At 71.8% G+C, this 15240-nt stretch carries 14 protein-coding genes; 7 read left to right on the plus strand and 7 right to left on the minus strand.

Annotated elements, in window-relative coordinates:
* Window positions 1-12 precede the first annotated feature (12 nt).
* Window positions 13-1593, plus strand: a complete 1581-nt coding sequence (guaA, locus tag ACIP79_RS41320; protein WP_401232858.1) for a glutamine-hydrolyzing GMP synthase — start codon at window positions 13-15, stop codon at window positions 1591-1593.
* 24 nt (window positions 1594-1617) lie between these two features.
* Here the strand turns inward: guaA and ACIP79_RS41325 are convergent, their stop codons facing one another.
* Entirely contained in the window at window positions 1618-2190 is a 573-nt protein-coding gene (locus ACIP79_RS41325; protein ID WP_401232860.1) for a pyridoxamine 5'-phosphate oxidase family protein, read from the minus strand.
* Window positions 2191-2397: 207 nt separating this feature from the next.
* Between ACIP79_RS41325 and ACIP79_RS41330 the strand changes: the two genes are divergently transcribed.
* Window positions 2398-3192: a class II aldolase/adducin family protein gene (locus tag ACIP79_RS41330; RefSeq protein WP_401232862.1), complete on the plus strand. Its 795-nt coding sequence runs from the start codon at window positions 2398-2400 to the stop codon at window positions 3190-3192.
* Window positions 3193-3229: 37 nt separating this feature from the next.
* On the opposite strand, the gene ACIP79_RS41335 is transcribed toward ACIP79_RS41330, so the two are convergent.
* Window positions 3230-4111 carry a DUF4429 domain-containing protein gene (locus tag ACIP79_RS41335; RefSeq protein WP_401232865.1) on the minus strand — a complete coding sequence of 294 codons (882 nt, stop codon included), beginning with the start codon at window positions 4109-4111 and terminating at the stop codon, window positions 3230-3232.
* A 250-nt stretch (window positions 4112-4361) separates the two neighbouring features.
* Between ACIP79_RS41335 and ACIP79_RS41340 the strand changes: the two genes are divergently transcribed.
* Window positions 4362-5648, plus strand: coding sequence for a hypothetical protein (locus tag ACIP79_RS41340; protein WP_383684670.1), 1287 nt, complete (start codon window positions 4362-4364; stop codon window positions 5646-5648).
* A gap of 724 nt (window positions 5649-6372) precedes the next feature.
* Complete coding sequence (locus ACIP79_RS41345; RefSeq protein ID WP_401232868.1) at window positions 6373-6903, plus strand: DoxX family membrane protein; 531 nt, start codon at window positions 6373-6375, stop codon at window positions 6901-6903.
* A gap of 50 nt (window positions 6904-6953) precedes the next feature.
* Here ACIP79_RS41345 and ACIP79_RS41350 read toward each other — a convergent pair whose 3' ends face one another.
* Window positions 6954-7190 (minus strand): hypothetical protein, encoded by a 237-nt coding sequence (locus tag ACIP79_RS41350; RefSeq protein WP_401232871.1) that lies wholly within the window; start codon window positions 7188-7190, stop codon window positions 6954-6956.
* On the minus strand, window positions 7177-8613 hold the full coding sequence (locus ACIP79_RS41355; RefSeq protein WP_401232873.1) for a PspC domain-containing protein: 1437 nt from the start codon (window positions 8611-8613) through the stop codon (window positions 7177-7179). Before ACIP79_RS41355 ends, ACIP79_RS41350 begins: the two co-directional genes overlap by 14 nt.
* A gap of 186 nt (window positions 8614-8799) precedes the next feature.
* Here ACIP79_RS41355 and ACIP79_RS41360 point away from each other — a divergent pair, with 186 nt between their 5' ends.
* Window positions 8800-10143, plus strand: a complete 1344-nt coding sequence (locus tag ACIP79_RS41360) for a PspC domain-containing protein (protein WP_401232876.1) — start codon at window positions 8800-8802, stop codon at window positions 10141-10143.
* Entirely contained in the window at window positions 10140-11000 is an 861-nt protein-coding gene (locus ACIP79_RS41365) for a LuxR C-terminal-related transcriptional regulator (RefSeq protein WP_401232879.1), read from the plus strand. The genes ACIP79_RS41360 and ACIP79_RS41365 overlap by 4 nt, the downstream gene beginning before the upstream one ends.
* A gap of 68 nt (window positions 11001-11068) precedes the next feature.
* On the opposite strand, the gene ACIP79_RS41370 is transcribed toward ACIP79_RS41365, so the two are convergent.
* Window positions 11069-12184, minus strand: a complete 1116-nt coding sequence (locus ACIP79_RS41370) for an NlpC/P60 family protein (RefSeq protein ID WP_401232882.1) — start codon at window positions 12182-12184, stop codon at window positions 11069-11071.
* 403 nt (window positions 12185-12587) lie between these two features.
* Between ACIP79_RS41370 and ACIP79_RS41375 the strand changes: the two genes are divergently transcribed.
* Window positions 12588-12941 (plus strand): hypothetical protein, encoded by a 354-nt coding sequence (locus ACIP79_RS41375; protein WP_383685449.1) that lies wholly within the window; start codon window positions 12588-12590, stop codon window positions 12939-12941.
* A gap of 73 nt (window positions 12942-13014) precedes the next feature.
* On the opposite strand, the gene ACIP79_RS41380 is transcribed toward ACIP79_RS41375, so the two are convergent.
* Window positions 13015-13965 (minus strand): tellurite resistance/C4-dicarboxylate transporter family protein, encoded by a 951-nt coding sequence (locus ACIP79_RS41380; protein ID WP_401232885.1) that lies wholly within the window; start codon window positions 13963-13965, stop codon window positions 13015-13017.
* A gap of 120 nt (window positions 13966-14085) precedes the next feature.
* Window positions 14086-15237 (minus strand): NlpC/P60 family protein, encoded by a 1152-nt coding sequence (locus ACIP79_RS41385; RefSeq protein ID WP_401232888.1) that lies wholly within the window; start codon window positions 15235-15237, stop codon window positions 14086-14088.
* Window positions 15238-15240 lie beyond the last annotated feature (3 nt).

Genomic DNA, 15240 nt, shown 5'->3' on the forward strand with positions numbered 1-15240 from the left:
GGAAGGCAAACCGTGCCAGAAGTGTCCCCCGCCGCCCCCGACACCGTCCTGGTCGTCGACTTCGGTGCGCAGTACGCCCAGCTCATCGCCCGCCGCGTCCGCGAGGCCAGGGTCTACAGCGAGATCGTGCCGAGCACCATGCCCGTGGAGGAGATGCTCGCCAAGAAGCCGGCGGCGATCATCCTCTCCGGCGGCCCGTCGTCGGTGTACGCGGAGGGCGCTCCCCGCCTCGACCGCGCGCTGTTCGAGGCCGGCATCCCCGTCTTCGGCATGTGCTACGGCTTCCAGCTGATGGCGACCGCACTCGGCGGCACGGTCGACAACACCGGCGCCCGCGAGTACGGCCGTACGCCGCTGCACGTCTCGCTCTCCGGCTCCACCCTCTTCGAGGGCACCCCGGACGAGCAGTCGGTGTGGATGTCGCACGGCGACGCCTGCTCCGCCGCCCCCGAGGGCTTCACGGTGACCGCCTCCACGGCGGTCGTCCCGGTCGCCGCCTTCGAGAACGACGAGAAGAAGCTGTACGGGGTCCAGTACCACCCCGAGGTCATGCACTCCACGCACGGCCAGCAGGTACTCGAACACTTCCTGTACCGCGGCGCGGGCCTCACCCCGTCCTGGACCACGGGCAACGTCATCGACGAGCAGGTCGCCCTCATCCGCGAGCAGGTCGGCACCAAGCGTGCCATCTGCGGGCTGTCGGGCGGCGTGGACTCCGCCGTGGCCGCCGCCCTCGTCGCCAAGGCCATCGGCTCCCAGCTGACCTGCGTGTACGTCGACCACGGGCTGATGCGCAAGGGCGAGAGCGAGCAGGTCGAGAAGGACTTCGTGGCCGCGACCGGCGTACAGCTGAAGGTCGTGGAGGCGGAGGAGCGCTTCCTCGCCGCGCTCGCCGGGGTGTCCGACCCTGAGGAGAAGCGGAAGATCATCGGGCGCGAGTTCATCCGCGTCTTCGAACAGGCGCAGGCCGAGATCGTTGCCGAGGCCGCGGCCGGCGAGGACGTCGCCTTCCTGGTGCAGGGCACGCTCTACCCCGACGTCGTCGAGTCCGGTGGTGGTTCGGGCACGGCCAACATCAAGTCCCACCACAACGTCGGCGGCCTCCCCGAGGACCTGGAGTTCGAGCTCGTCGAGCCGCTGCGCAAGCTGTTCAAGGACGAGGTCCGGATGGTCGGCCAGCAGCTCGGCCTGCCGGACGAGATCGTCCAGCGCCAGCCCTTCCCCGGCCCCGGCCTCGGCATCCGCATCGTGGGCGAGGTGACCAAGGAGCGGCTCGACCTGCTGCGCGAGGCCGACGCCATCGCCCGCGAGGAGCTCACGGCCGCCGGCCTCGACCGCGACATCTGGCAGTGCCCGGTCGTGCTGCTCGCCGACGTCCGGTCCGTCGGGGTCCAGGGCGACGGCCGCACGTACGGCCATCCGATCGTGCTGCGCCCCGTCTCCTCCGAGGACGCCATGACCGCCGACTGGTCACGGCTGCCGTACGACGTCCTCGCGAAGATCTCCACCCGCATCACGAACGAGGTCGCGGACGTCAACCGCGTGGTCCTCGACGTGACCTCGAAGCCGCCGGGCACCATCGAGTGGGAGTAGTCCCGAGGGACTGGGCCCTGAACTTCAGGTCCGCCTGAGAGCGCGTACCGGCTCTCCGGGTTTCCAGATCTCGACGACCAGATACGTGTCGTCCTCGACGTGGGTCCTCACGACCTCCATCAGCTCGGTGCGGAAGAGGTGGAACGGCTGCGGCGGTTCCACCTCTTTCACGTACGCGGCCTTCGCCGCCGGGTCGGCGTCCTCGTACGCCCGCCCGCTGATCCGGACATCGCCGCCCGCCATGGTGGTGCCCGGACCCGGGTTCGCCTGGAGCGCGAAGCGCGGGTCGCGGCGCAGGTCGAGGGCCTTGTACGAGTCCGGCATCATGCCCAGCCACAGCTCGCCGTGCAGGAAACGCACCTCCAGGCCCGAGGTGCGCGGAGAACCGTCCCTGCGCAGGGTCGCCAGGGTGTGGTGCGTGAAGGCCGTGAACCGTTCCTCGACGGTGGTCGCCAGGTCCGGTTCCGCGATGCTGAAGGCGGCCCAGTTCGCGGTCGGGGCGGTCCGTCCGGTCGGGCCGGTCGGTTCCGGAGGTTCCGTCGATCCGGTCGGGTCGGCCGCGGCGGGTGCGTCGGGTGCGCCAGGCGTAGGAGTCATACGTCGAGTCTGGCGTGGATACCCGACATCTTCTGTCCGGTATTCGCCCGCTCTCGGGGCTTCCCGGGGCTTCCCGGGGTGCTCCTGGCGACAGAGGGCGGCCGTCCGGTAACGGTTACGCACTCTCTTCACGGAACGGCACTGTCCTCCTGGGCTGACCGAGGGTAACTTCCGCTCCGTACCGGACCCGTCCCTGCTGGAGGACAAATGCACGGGCCCACCCCGCCCCTGCCCCTACCCACCGACCGGCTGCGGTTCGCCATGCCGCCGATGCACGAGTCGATGGACGACGAACGGCTGCACCGCAAGGAGCGGCTCGCCGGGGCGCTGCGGATCTTCGGACGGCTCGGATTCGAAGACGGGGTCTCCGGCCACATCACCGCGCGCGACCCGGAGTACAGCAACTGCTTCTGGGTCAACCCGTTCGGCATGCCGTTCAAGCACGTCACCGTGAGCGACCTCGTCATGGCCAACCAGGACGGGCAGGTGATCGACGGCAACTACCACGTGAACCAGGCGGCCTTCACCGTGCACGCCCAGGTGCACGCCGCCCGTCCCGACGTCGTCGCCGTCGCCCACTGCCACTCCGTGAACGGACGCGCCCTGTCCGCCCTCGGCGACCTGCTCGACCCGATCACCCAGGAGAGCTGCGCCTTCTACGAGGACCACGCGCTGTACGACACCTACACCGGCGTCGCCGTCGACGCGGAGGAGGGCCGCCGTATCGCCTCCGCGCTCGGCACCGGCAAGGCCCTCGTCCTGCGCAACCACGGGCTGCTCACCGTCGGGGACTCCGTGGACGCGGCGGCCTGGTGGTTCGTGTCCATGGAACGGTCGAGCCAGGTGCAGCTCACCGCCCGCGCCGCCGGCCGGCCCGTCCTCATCGACCACAGACAGGCCGTCGCCACCCGCGAACAGCTCGGCGGCGACCTGGTGGCGTGGATCAACTACCAGCCGCTGTGGCAGGACATCAGCCGGAGTGAACCCGATCTGTTGTCGTAGCGCGGCCGAGGAAGAGCCCAGGAGGAGCCGTCGCGGGTCAGAAGCCGCGGAGTACGGCCGCCTTCGTCGTCGCGAACTCCTCGTCCGTGAGCACGCCGTCACGGTGCAGCTCGCCCAACTCCCGCAGACGGCGCAGGAGTACGTCGTGATGCTCGCCCTGAGCCGGTACGCCCGATGCCGGTTGCGCGCGGTTCACGTACTCGCCCGTCCGGGTGGACGGGTGCGGCAGACGTGCCGTGACAGCGGTGGCGACGAGCGCCGTGAGGAGGTCGCGGCGAGTGCTGCCCCACAGGTCGAGGGCGTACGGATCCTTCTCGGGCGGCAGTTTGGAGAAGACCGCCTCGCCCGTCACGAAGCGCAGAAAGCCGTCCTCGTAGCCGGAGTTGGGCAGCCACTCGACCTGCGCGAGATCGCTCACGTCGATGATCCGCGGCCCCGTCGCCCGCTTGACCCGGTCCGAGGTCTCCGCCCAGTCGATCCGCACCCGCGCGCCGTCGAACGACACCGTGCCGTCACTGGAGCGGACCGAGACCGGGACCGGCGGGCCCGCCAGCAGATACGTCTTCGTCGGCTCCTGGGGAACCTGGTCGAGGAGCAGCGCGCGGCGGATCTCCTCGGCGACGTACTCCGCGATCCCCGACCGGTCGACGTCCACCGCGAGCCGGTAGGGATCGGCCGGGTCCGGCAGCCTGCCGCCCGTCGCCTGGAGCAGCGGGTCGGCCCCCTCGCGCAGACTCAGCCGCAGGCGGCCCCGCTTGCGCTCGGCTTCGTAGACGACGCCGGACACCGCCTCCAGGGGGACCGCGATCTCCCCGTACGTCTGCCGGAAAAGGGGCACGGAGCGGTGCAGTCCCGGCGTGATCCGGACCGTGCCGCCGTCGAAGGCCCAGGTCCCGTCGCGCTGGATGATCTCGGCCATACGCGAATTCTCGCAGCCCGGTCAACACGGATGCCGGAGGTTCACCCGCGCTGACCAGACCTGCCGAATGCGGGCCGTGTTCCGTACGGCACAATTCGCTGTCATCGCGACGTAGTAGTAAGGCAGTTGTACGGCAGTCAGGCGTACGGATGGTCTGGCCGCACGGGAGTTCTCGGCGTGGGGAAGGGCGGCAGCGGACGTGGCGGTGCAGGAGGCGAGACACGGCTCGGAGCGTGGTGCGGGGGGTGGCGTGGGGCGCGGTGACGGGCTCGGCGCCGGGCCGGGCTCCGGGCAGGGCGTCCACGGCGGCGGGTGCACCTGCGGGGGCTGCCCGCACGGGGCGCGCGAGGGGCATCGGCGCGCTGTCGCCGCGTTCCTCGCCAAGCGCGACGAGTTGGCGTCCGGGCACGGGCTGCCCGTCGCCGTCGCCCACTCGGTGTCCGCGTCCCGGCAGTGGGTCTCGGACGAGCTGACCCAGTCCGCGGATGTCGTCGCCGAGCGCGGGCGCGTCGACGGTGAGGCGTGGCTCGGGCGACTGTGGGGGCGTACGGCCTTCGCGGTGTGGGCGGTTGTCGTCGCGCTGCTCCTGGTGCAGGCGCTCACCGCGATCGGGGCGGGGTGGACGGCCGCGCGGACGGCCGGGCTGCTCGCGGCGGTCGTGGTGGCCGGGGCGTTGACCGGGGCGGGGTATTTCCACCGGGCCCGTGGCGGTGCCCTCGCCCCCGTCATCGGCGAGGACAATCGTCTCTCCACCTCGCGTGCGGTGGCCGCGGGCTGGGTCCTGTTCGTCGTGTACGCCGTCCTCGTGCTGGTCGGGCAGTTGGCGGCGGCGTCCGCGCACGGGACGCGCGACGAGTTGATCGCCGGGCTCGAACTCGCCCGGGGCGCGGGGGTGGTGACCGTCGTCGCCGTGGTGTGCGGGATCGGGGTGCTGGTGCGGCGGGTGGTGGGGCAGCGGGTGCTTGGGCAGCGGCTGCAGAAGGTGCGGGCGGATCGGCCGCGGGCGGCCGATCTCCTCACCGACGACTCCGGGCGGGGGTCGTTCGCGGACATCCAGTACGTGGTGATCGGGGCGGTGGCACTCGCGTTCGCGGCGGTGCGGTTGGCTCGGCGGCCGTCGCAGTTGCCGGATCTGCCGTGGGGGCTGGCGTTGCTGGTGCTGGTGTCCGCGGCGACCTATGTCGCCGGGAAGTACGCCGAGGGTGGGCGGCCGGTGATCCTCTCCGTGGTGCGCTCCCGTGAGGCGGGCGACCTCGACGCGCCGATCCGGACCGGGGACGACATCGAGATCCGGGGGGCCGGGTTCGTGCCGCCCGGTGCGCAGACCGCGGACCGGTTGTCGCGGATGGTGGTGCGGATCGGGCCTGTGCATGTCCATGTGCCGTTGGTTCCCGTGGCCGGGGGGTTCAGCAATCCGACGGATGCGGTGCTGACTGTGCCTGTGCCGGTGGATGTGGAGCCGGGGCGGGTGGAGGTGCAGGTGGTTACGGCTGCGGGGGTGGAGACGAATCGGTGCGTGATCGATGTGACGGACTGACGGTGGCTGGCGGGTGGGTGACGGCGGGGTCGGTGGGTGGGTCGGGGCCGGGGGCCGGTACATCCGCCCGTCGCCGCCGGATCAAACGCCGGTTGACTGGAGACGACCCCGGTGACGCGAACGTACGCGACGGGCATGTGATGTACCGGCCCCCGGCCCCTCCCGCCGGTGGGCATCAGCCGGTCGGTCTCCGGTTCAGTGGTCTCCACGCTCTTGCGCCGACAGCCGCCCATCGGCCCGAGGGCCGATGGGCGGCTTCCGCCCCATTCCGACGGTGGGAGTCAGGCGGGCGGCCAGGTGCCGAGGCGCACCCGCCGCCGGTCAGCCGTTGTTCGATGTGAGGGCCCCGTCCCGAACTGCCTACCAGCCCTCCACCCGACCCCCCGCCCACCCGCGGGGGTTGTACTCCCGGACCGCACCACCCGCCCCTGAGGGGCTGTGGCTTTTGGCTCCGGACGGGGGGGATCTTTTTCAGCCCGTCCGGCGTTTGAGGACGAGCGCGTCAGCGCGAAAGGGGGGTCTGGGGGCGCAGCCCCCGGGGACGGGATGGGTAGGGGCGGAGGGGGCGAAAGACGAGGTGGGGAGGCCGGGCCGGGGGTTGGGGAGGGCTTCGCCCCTTGGGGGTGGTGGAAACGGTTGCTTCGGGGCTTGAGCCGGAGAGCGCTCTCGTGCGTATGGTCTGTTGAGGGGTCAACGGAACGCGGGTGAGAGGCGGCTGAGAGCGATGACTCACGGTATGCGGACGGATACGCCCAGCCCTCATCTGGACGGGGAACGGGACTGGCGGGACACGGCCACCCGGTACGCCCTGCTCCCCCTGAGGGTGTTCCTCGGTGTCACCTTCATCTACGCCGGGCTCGACAAGCTCACCGACAGCGCGTTCATGTCGGACTCGGGGGCCGGCTCGGTCGGCGACATGATGCGCACGGTCCGGGACTCCTCCGCGATCCCCGCACTCGTGGACCTGTCGCTGAAGAATCCGGTCGGTTTCGGCTACGCCATCGCGTTCGGCGAACTCGCCGTCGGCATCGGCACCCTGCTCGGCCTGCTGGCCCGCCTCGCCGCGTTCGGCGGCGCCCTGATCTCGCTCAGCCTGTGGCTGACGGTGAGCTGGGCCGCCGACCCGTACTACTACGGCAACGACCTGATCTACCTGATGGCCTGGCTGCCCCTGGTGCTCGCGGGCGCCTCGGTCCTCTCGTTGGACGCGGCCATGAGAGGGAGGCGCAGGCAACGGGCCGGGGGCTATCGATAGGACCTCCTAACCGGGCGGGCGGGGCCTGGACGCCGCCCGCGTCGACCTGCCTATCCCGCCTCGCCGCGCGCCGCGACCGGGTCCCGGCGCGCCCTGCGGCGTCTGCGCACGGCGTGGGTCAGCAGGGCCACGATGCCCGCGAGGCAGAGGCCGACGACGAGCAGGGGGATCACCGCGAACCACGGTGTCTCCCACAGGCCGCCCGCGTCCCCGGCGTAGATGACGCCCGCGAGGGTGAGGAAGAGGCCCGCGACCAGCTTTCCGGGCTGGAACTCATGACGTTGCACGGGTTACCTCCGCCTGGCCCACGCCGACCTGGAGGTCCAGGTCGATGGTGCCGCCGGTCTTGTCGGTGGTCGGGGGTGAGAGCGTCACGCTCTGGTGTCTGCCCGGCTGCACGTCGAGATCCTTCTGGTCGTCGCCGGGCAACTTGATGTCGCCGACGCCCACATCGACGGTCAGCACCACCGTCGCGTCCTTCGGGACGATCACCTTGAGCTGTCCCGCGCCCACCTCGGCGTTGGTCGACACCGTCTGGCCCTTGGCGAGGTCCAGGCCGGTCAGGTCGAGGGTGCCGACGCCCGTGCCGAGGTCGTACGAGTCCTGTACGTCCTTCACCGCGGCCGGAGCCCACTCGGTGCGGACCCAGTGGGTGGTGATGTCCTTCGGCAGTGCGGCGCTGGCCGCGAGCAGGCCCGCGGTGATCACCGCGAGGAATATCGCCCCCGCGCCCGTACGCCCCAGGAACGCGCTGACCGTGATCCCCAGGCCGAACACGATCAGGGCGCAGGCCAGACCGGTCTGCAGACTGGTGCCGAGCGTGTGCTCCTCCCACGTCAGGCCGGTGCCGAGGCCACCCGCGAGGAGTGCGAGCAGGAAGACCCGGCCGCCGATCCAGCGCGGGCCCGGCGGCTTCGGCCGCTGGGACAGGCGTATGTCCGGGCGGCTGGTGCCCCGGGCGATGTTGAGCGAGGCGGCCACGTCCCGGTCCCGGGCCTCTCGCGGGCCCCAGAGATAGCCGGTGCCGCCCACATGGGAACCGTCCTTGACGATCGGGTCGCGCCACCAGGAGGGGTAGGAGGCGGGGACGGGCGGTGCCTGGGCCTCCGGCGGGGCGTCGGCGACGGCCTGGGCGGCGAGCGGGTCCGGGTCGGGCGCCCCGCGCTGCTGGGACCAGAACCCGGCACCCGCCAGGAGCAGGGCCAGGACCACGGCGAAGGCCAGCACCCCGCCGTTGTTGAGCATGGAGAGGAACACTCCGCAGCCCACCAGGGCGAAGAGTACGGCTGTCAGCGCCTGGCCGTCGACGCGGCCGGTCAGCAGCTTGCGTACCTCGTTCTCCCCGTCGTCGTCGTGGGGCACGAACAGCCAGGCGAATCCGTAGAAGATGAGGCCGATGCCGCCGGTCGCGGCGAGCACCGCGAGCACGATCCGGAAGATCACCGGGTCCATGTCGCACTGCCGCCCCAGCCCGGCGCACACCCCGCCCAGCATCTTGTGGCGCCGGTCGCGCCGGAACCTGCGGGGAGCGTCGAGCGCGGTCGCCCCGGCCGTGACCGGGCCGCCGTCGGCCGTGAAGCGGTTCCCGTGCGCGCGCGGCTCCTCACCTGAGACGGGTGGCACGGCGTCGCGCGGTCCGGGGCCCGGTGGCGGGGCGCCCGGCACGGGAGCCGGGTCCGGCTCCGCCGCCGCGTGCTGGTGGTCTGTCATGTGTCCATGGTGACGGGCGGGGAAGCGTGGCGGCAGTCGGGACGACCCTGGCCGAACCCTGATTTCGGCCCTGAGGCGGGGGCGGGGAGTGTTCGAACAGGGGATCAGGGAGGGGCGGGGGAGCGGGGTCGCGACGATCGGACACGGGCTTCTCGAAGATCAGGGGAGTATCGGGGGTCGACCCTGATGCCCGGGGCGGCCGGCCATGTGAACATCGATGGCATGCCGGAAGCCGCTGCCATCCCCCTGGACGCCCCGCGGCCCCCGCGCAAGCTCTACCGCAGCAGCGACGGACGCTGGCTCGGGGGCGTGGCGCGCGGGCTCGCCGGGCACCTCGGGCTGCCCGTGATCTGGGTGCGGCTCGTGTTCGTCGGGCTGTTCATGGCGGACGGGCTGGGGGCGCTGCTGTACGCCGCGTTCTGGTTCTTCGTACCGCTCGGTGTCGGAGGGGTGGGAGGAGCCGCCGCGGCCGGCTCCGGGCGTACGCCGGGCATCTCCACCGAGACCGCGCCCGACGGCCGCCGCCGGCTCGTGGCCCGCAAGCCGGACAAGGGGCAGATGGTCGCGCTGCTCCTCATGGTCGTCGTGGCCCTGGTCTTCGTCGGCAACGTGAACCTCGGCGGCGGAGCGAAGGCGTATCTCTGGCCGACCGTCCTCGTCGGCGCGGGTGTCGCCCTGGTCTGGCGCCAGGCGGACAACGCGCGCCGGGCGCGCTGGGTGGAGGTCGGCCGCCGTCGCCGCACGCTGACGCTGCTGCGTTCCGCGGCGGGCGTCCTGCTCGTCACCGCCGGCGTGTCCGGGATATTCGTTCTCCAGGGTTCGGCCGCCCACCTCGGCTCGGTTCTCCAGGCCGCGCTCGCCGTCCTGGTCGGCATAGCGCTGCTGGCCGGCCCCTATCTCGTACGCATGACACAGGACCTCTCCGAGGAGCGCCTGATGCGAATCCGCGCCCAGGAGCGGGCCGAGGTCGCCGCCCATGTCCACGACTCGGTGCTGCACACCCTGACCCTGATCCAGCGCAACGCGGACAACGGCAACGAGGTGCGGCGCCTGGCCCGCGCCCAGGAGCGCGACCTGCGCACCTGGCTCTACAAACCGGAGGGCACCGGCAAGGACGAGGCTGAGGAGCCCGACACCCTCGCCGAGGCGGTCCGGCGCAATGCCGCCGAGGTCGAGGACAAGCACGGCGTCCCCATCGAGGTCGTGGTCGTCGGCGACTGCCCGCTCGACGACGGCGTCTCCGCGCAGATGCAGGCCGCGCGGGAAGCGATGGTGAACGCGGCCAAGTACGGTGGCGAAGGCGGCGCGGTACAGGTCTTCGCCGAAGTCGAGGGCAGGACGGTGTTCGTGTCCGTCCGCGACCGCGGCCCCGGCTTCGACATCGACGCCATACCCGCCGACCGCATGGGCGTCAGAGAATCGATCATCGGCCGTATGGAGCGCAACGGCGGCACGGCGCGACTGCGCGCGGTGCCGGACGGCGGCACGGAGGTCGAGCTGGAGATGGAGAGGGCGGAGAGGACGTCATGAGCGACGTAAGCGATGTGAGCGGCGCGGGCGACGACGCCCCCGGGGCCACCGGCCGGACCGGGCAGGGCAGTTCGGCTGGTGCTGGTGCTGGTGCTGGTGCTGGTGCCGAGGCGCAGGGCGGTGCGCAGGCCGGTGCCGAGGCGCGGGCCGGTGCCGGTGAGGGCCGGGCCGCTGTTTTCGCGGATGCCGCGAGCGGGCGCCGGGCGCGGGTCGTGCTCGTCGACGACCACCGCATGTTCCGTACGGGGGTCCAGGCCGAGATCGGGCAGACCGAGCGGACCGGCGTCGAGGTGGTCGGCGAGGCCGCGGACGTCGACCAGGCGGTCACGGTCATCACGGCGACCCGGCCCGAGGTCGTGCTGCTCGACGTCCACCTGCCGGGCGGCGGCGGTGTCGAAGTGCTGCGCCGTTGCGCCCCGTTGATGGCCGACGCCGAGCAGCCGGTCCGCTTCCTCGCGCTGTCCGTGTCCGACGCGGCCGAGGACGTCATCGGCGTGATCCGCGGCGGCGCACGGGGCTATGTCACCAAGACGATCACCGGCACGGACCTCGTGGACTCCATCTTCCGTGTGCAGGACGGCGACGCGGTCTTCTCGCCGCGCCTGGCGGGCTTCGTCCTCGACGCGTTCGCCTCGACCGACGCCCCGCCCGTCGACGAGGACCTCGACCGTCTCACCCAGCGCGAGCGCGAGGTCCTCCGCCTCATCGCCCGCGGCTACGCGTACAAGGAGATCGCCAAGCAGCTGTTCATCTCCGTGAAGACGGTCGAGTCCCATGTGTCCGCCGTGCTGCGGAAGTTGCAGCTCTCCAACCGCCACGAGCTGACCCGGTGGGCCACCGCGCGACGCCTCGTGTGAGCCGACGGCGCTCAGTCGAGGGCCGGTGACGTCGCGCAGGGGCCGGTGACGGCCGTGCTCGGTGGCCGTCACGCCACCCGGGTGGCCCCCGCGAACGGCATCTCGTCGATGGGGGCCAGCCGCACCGGCGCGTTCGAGTTGGGGGCGTGGATCATCTGGCCGTTGCCCACGTAGATGCCCACGTGGCTGATGCCCGAGTAGAAGAACACCAGGTCGCCGGGCTGGAGTTCGGAGCGGGACACGCGGCTGCCCGCGTTGATCTGGGCGTAGGTCGTACGGGGGAGTGCGATGCCCGCGGCGCGGTAGGCGGCCTGGGAGAGGCCTGAGCAGTCGAAGGCGTCGGGCCCGGTGGCACCCCAGACGTACGGGGCGCCGAGCTTTCCGTAGGCGTAGGAGACGGCCGCCGCCGCACGGGAGTTGGGGGCGGCGACGGAGCCGGCCGGGGCCGCCGGATCGGCCAGGTCGCGTGCCGAGGAGCGTGAGGCGCGGTCGCCCGAGCCGACGCTGACCGAGTCGCTGCCGCCCGATCCGCCGCCGACCGTGCTGCCTCCGGTCGCCCCGAACCGTGCCCGCTCCTCGTCGCTGAGCCGGCCCAACAGCTGCCGTGCCGAGTCGAGTTTCCCGGTGATCGTCTTCTTGTGCCGCTTCAGCTCCGCCTGTCGCGACTTCAGTGAGGCCAGCTCGACATGCGCCGCCCCGCGCAACTGCTCGATCTCGCGCAGCTGGTGGCGCACGCGCTGCACGGCGGCGGCCTGCCTGCTGCCCGCCCGCTCGGCGAACGCGGCCCCTTCCAGGTACTGGTCGGGGTCGTCGGAGAGAGCGAGTTGCAGCGCCGGGTCGAGGCCGCCGCTGCGGTACTGCGAGGCGGCGATCGAACCCAGCGCGTCCCGCGCCGAGTTGAGCCGTTCCTCCTTGCGTGCCACCTCGTCCTGGAGTGTGCCCACCCGCTTCGCCGCCTTGCCGGCCCGCTCCTTGGCGCCGTTGTACTTCTCGGTGGCGGCCTCCGCCTCCTCGTACAACTTGTCGACCTTGGCCTTCACCTGCGCCGTGGACAGCTGCGGCTCGGCGTGGCCCGTCCCGTCGAAGACGGTGGCCGTCGCCGCGCCCGCGAGGGCGATGGTTGCGGCTGTGCGGACCTTGCCTGTGCCGAGTGAGCGCTGTCTGGGCTTCCGGTGCGCTGCCACGAGGGCCCACATCCTTCCGTACGGCCGCCTGGGTGGGAGCCCGGGCGGTCAGGCGGTTACGCGTCCGGCGGCGGCCCGCACAGGGGGAGCGGGCCGCCGCCGGACCTTCTCGGCGGTGGCGCCCGGTTGCCGCCCCTGGCTCGGGCGACGATGGGGAGTCGGGCACCTGGGGGAGGACGCTAAACCTGAGCGTGAGGGCTTGGTAACGCCTTGTGCGCAAGTGACTTCAATGGATCACCTGATGACCGCGAATGACCGTGATTCCGGGTCGGTGCGGCTGACTTCACAGGGTGTGATGACCGATCCGCCGAATCCGGGGCGACCAGGCTTACGCCGGTGCTATGGGTTGCACGGGGTGGGCCGGTGACAAGAGGGGCCGGAGTGCGGGAATAGGCTCCGGCTCATGGACGTACTCATCCATCTCTTCGTCGGCCTGCACATCATCGGCATCGCCTCGCTCCTCGGTGGCTTCCTCACCCAGCTGAAGGCGATGGGCCGGGGCACGGCCCGTTTCGTCCCGGCGATGCTGCACGGCGCGCTGACCATGCTGGTCACGGGCGTCGTCCTGGTCGGCCTCAACCAGGCGGACGACCAGCCGGTCGACAACGTCAAGATCGGCGTGAAGCTGGCGCTGCTGATCGTCATCCTGGGACTCGTCTACGTGAAGCGCGACGACGAGAAGGTGGAGAAGGGGCTCTTCGGGCTCGTCGGCCTGCTGACGACGGCGAACATCTTCATCGCGGTGCTCTGGACCTGATCCGACGGGGTGGGGCGGACCGGGATCAGCGGGGTGCGGGGGATCGGGTTCTTGGGCGTGCGGCGGAGCCGAATCAGCGGAGTGCGGCGGACCTGACGGCTCCGGTCGCCGCCAGCAGCCAGAGGGCCACCGCGATCCACAGCAGTACCTCTCCCAGGTTCCTGAGCCACGCGACGCCCAGGGCGGCCGAGACCGACAGGGTCGCCGCCGCCGTCATCCCCAGGGAGAACACCGTCACCCAGCGCCGGGCGTCGTAGCGGAGGCGCGGCCGGGCCTCCGCGGCCGCCAGGACGCAGCACAGGGCCAGGCCGAGGACGAGCAGGGCGGTGGTGACGGCGCGCAGGACGCCGTTGTCGTCGCCGTTCCACAGGAAGGCGTCGGCGTTGTGCGCCGCGACGAGCTGGGCCCCGGCCAGCGCCGAGATGCCGAGCGCGCCGCCCGCGACCCAGTGGTCCCCGGCGCCCGTGACCACCTCCCTGATGTCGAAGTGCGCGAACGCCACCCCGTAGAGCGCGATCCCGAGCCAGAAGAGCACCAGTGCGGCATGCGCGAGCCAGTCGGCCCCCACGGCCGCGGCGAGGGTGGCGCCCAGCACCGAGAGCCCCTGGGTGGCCACGCAGACGAGGAACACCCCGCCCGGCATACGGCGACTCCAGTGCCGTACGACGAGGAGGAGCAGCACCGGCCACAGCACCGCCGAGAGCGCCAGCAGGGCCCCGGCGACCTCCTGCCACCCCAGCAGGGACAGCCGCGTGCCGAGGACGGCGGTCGCCGCGACGGCGGTGAGCCCGGCGGGTGTCCCCGCCTCCGTCGCCCAGCGCGTCCGCTCCCGCAGCAGCCGTACGGCGAAGTCCGCGGCGAGCGCGAGCCAGGCGACGGACGCCAGGACCAGGGCGACCCGGGACAGCGTCTCGTGGCCGGTCAGCCGCAGTCCGACCGAGATGATTCCGGACGCCATGACGGCGGCAGCGGCGGCCGGCGGACGCTCGGCCCACCAGGCACGGAGCTGGGAGATGGCTGGCATGGCCCGATGCTAGGGAGCTTCGGACGCCTTGCCCGCGGGGCACGCGCGCGTGGAGGACGAAAACGTGCTCCACGCGCGCGTGCCCCGCGGATGGTGCCGTGAGGACGGTGCGCCGGTGCGCTACGCGGGCCGTACGACGCTGTAGATGGCCGACTCACCGTCGTAGAAGATCGACTCCTCGCGGACGTACGCACCCGGCTTCGGGGCGTGGATCATCATGCCGTTGCCGATGTAGAGGCCGACGTGGCTGATGTCGTCGTAGAAGAAGACCAGGTCACCGGGTTGTGCCTCGGAGACGGAGACGGTCGTGCCGGCGGTCACCTGGTCGTAGGTGACGCGCGGGAGGGTGACACCCGCGGCCTTCCAGGCGGCCTGGGTGAGGCCCGAGCAGTCGTACGAGCCGGGGCCGGTCGCACCCCAGACGTACGGCTTCCCGATCTGGGCGCGGGCGAAGGCGATGGCCTTGGCCGACTTCGTCGAGTACGAGGAGTCACCGGTGGTGACAGTGCCGGAGGTGCCCGTCGTCGCGCTCGGCGACGACTCCTGGGCCGCCTTCGCCGCGGCTGCCGCGTCCGCCTGCTGCTGCGCCAGCTCCGCCGCCTTGCGCTCGGCCTCCTTGCGCCGCTCCGCCTCGATCGCCGCCAGCCGCGCCTTCTCCTCGGCGGTCAGCTGCGAGAGCAGCTCGCGCGCCTTGGCGAGCTTCTGCTGGACGTCGGTCTTGGAGGCCTTGAGAGCGTCCTGCGTCGTGGACAGCGTCTCCAGACCCTGCGTCGCCTCCGTGCGCTTCTCGGTGGCGGCGGCCTGATCCGTGACGTAGTCGTCGACGGCCGCCTTCTGGCGGGTGGTCAGCCGGCTCATCAGCTGGGTCTGGTCGAAGTAGTCCTGCGGGTTGTCGGCCAGCAGCAGGGAGGCGGTGTCGGGAGCGGCGGCGCCGGTGCGGTACTGGGCCGCGGCGTATGAACCGAGCTCCTCACGCGCGGTGTTGAGCTTCTCCGTGCGCTGCGCGACGTCGTCGAGAAGGGTGTCGACCTTCTTGCGCTGCTTGGAGGTCTTCTCCTTGGCCGCGTTGTACTTGTCGGTGGCCGACTCGGCCTGCCGGTAGAGGTCGTCGATTTTCTTCTCGACCTCTTCGAGGCTCGGCTTCGGCTCGGCCGACGGCGTGGCGGCCGCCGTCTGCGAGAGCAGGGCGACCGAGGTGAGGGCCGCTGTGGCGAGAGCGGGGGCCGTGCCGGCCACGCGCGAGCCCGAGAACCATTTGCGTTGCGACGCCAACGG

This window comes from Streptomyces sp. NPDC088747 (assembly GCF_044751025.1).
GTDB lineage: Bacteria > Actinomycetota > Actinomycetes > Streptomycetales > Streptomycetaceae > Streptomyces.

Bases quoted from the DNA above. Each gene is read 5' to 3' on its own strand.
- ACIP79_RS41330 (WP_401232862.1), top strand. From the start codon at position 2,398: ATGCACGGGCCCACCCCGCCCCTGCCCCTACCCACCGACCGGCTGCGG.
- ACIP79_RS41325 (WP_401232860.1), bottom strand. From the start codon at position 2,190: ATGACTCCTACGCCTGGCGCACCCGACGCACCCGCCGCGGCCGACCCG.
- ACIP79_RS41355 (WP_401232873.1), bottom strand. From the start codon at position 8,613: ATGACAGACCACCAGCACGCGGCGGCGGAGCCGGACCCGGCTCCCGTG.
- ACIP79_RS41335 (WP_401232865.1), bottom strand. From the start codon at position 4,111: ATGGCCGAGATCATCCAGCGCGACGGGACCTGGGCCTTCGACGGCGGC.
- ACIP79_RS41365 (WP_401232879.1), top strand. From the start codon at position 10,140: ATGAGCGACGTAAGCGATGTGAGCGGCGCGGGCGACGACGCCCCCGGG.
- ACIP79_RS41380 (WP_401232885.1), bottom strand. From the start codon at position 13,965: ATGCCAGCCATCTCCCAGCTCCGTGCCTGGTGGGCCGAGCGTCCGCCG.
- ACIP79_RS41360 (WP_401232876.1), top strand. From the start codon at position 8,800: ATGCCCGGGGCGGCCGGCCATGTGAACATCGATGGCATGCCGGAAGCC.
- ACIP79_RS41375 (WP_383685449.1), top strand. From the start codon at position 12,588: ATGGACGTACTCATCCATCTCTTCGTCGGCCTGCACATCATCGGCATC.
- ACIP79_RS41345 (WP_401232868.1), top strand. From the start codon at position 6,373: ATGACTCACGGTATGCGGACGGATACGCCCAGCCCTCATCTGGACGGG.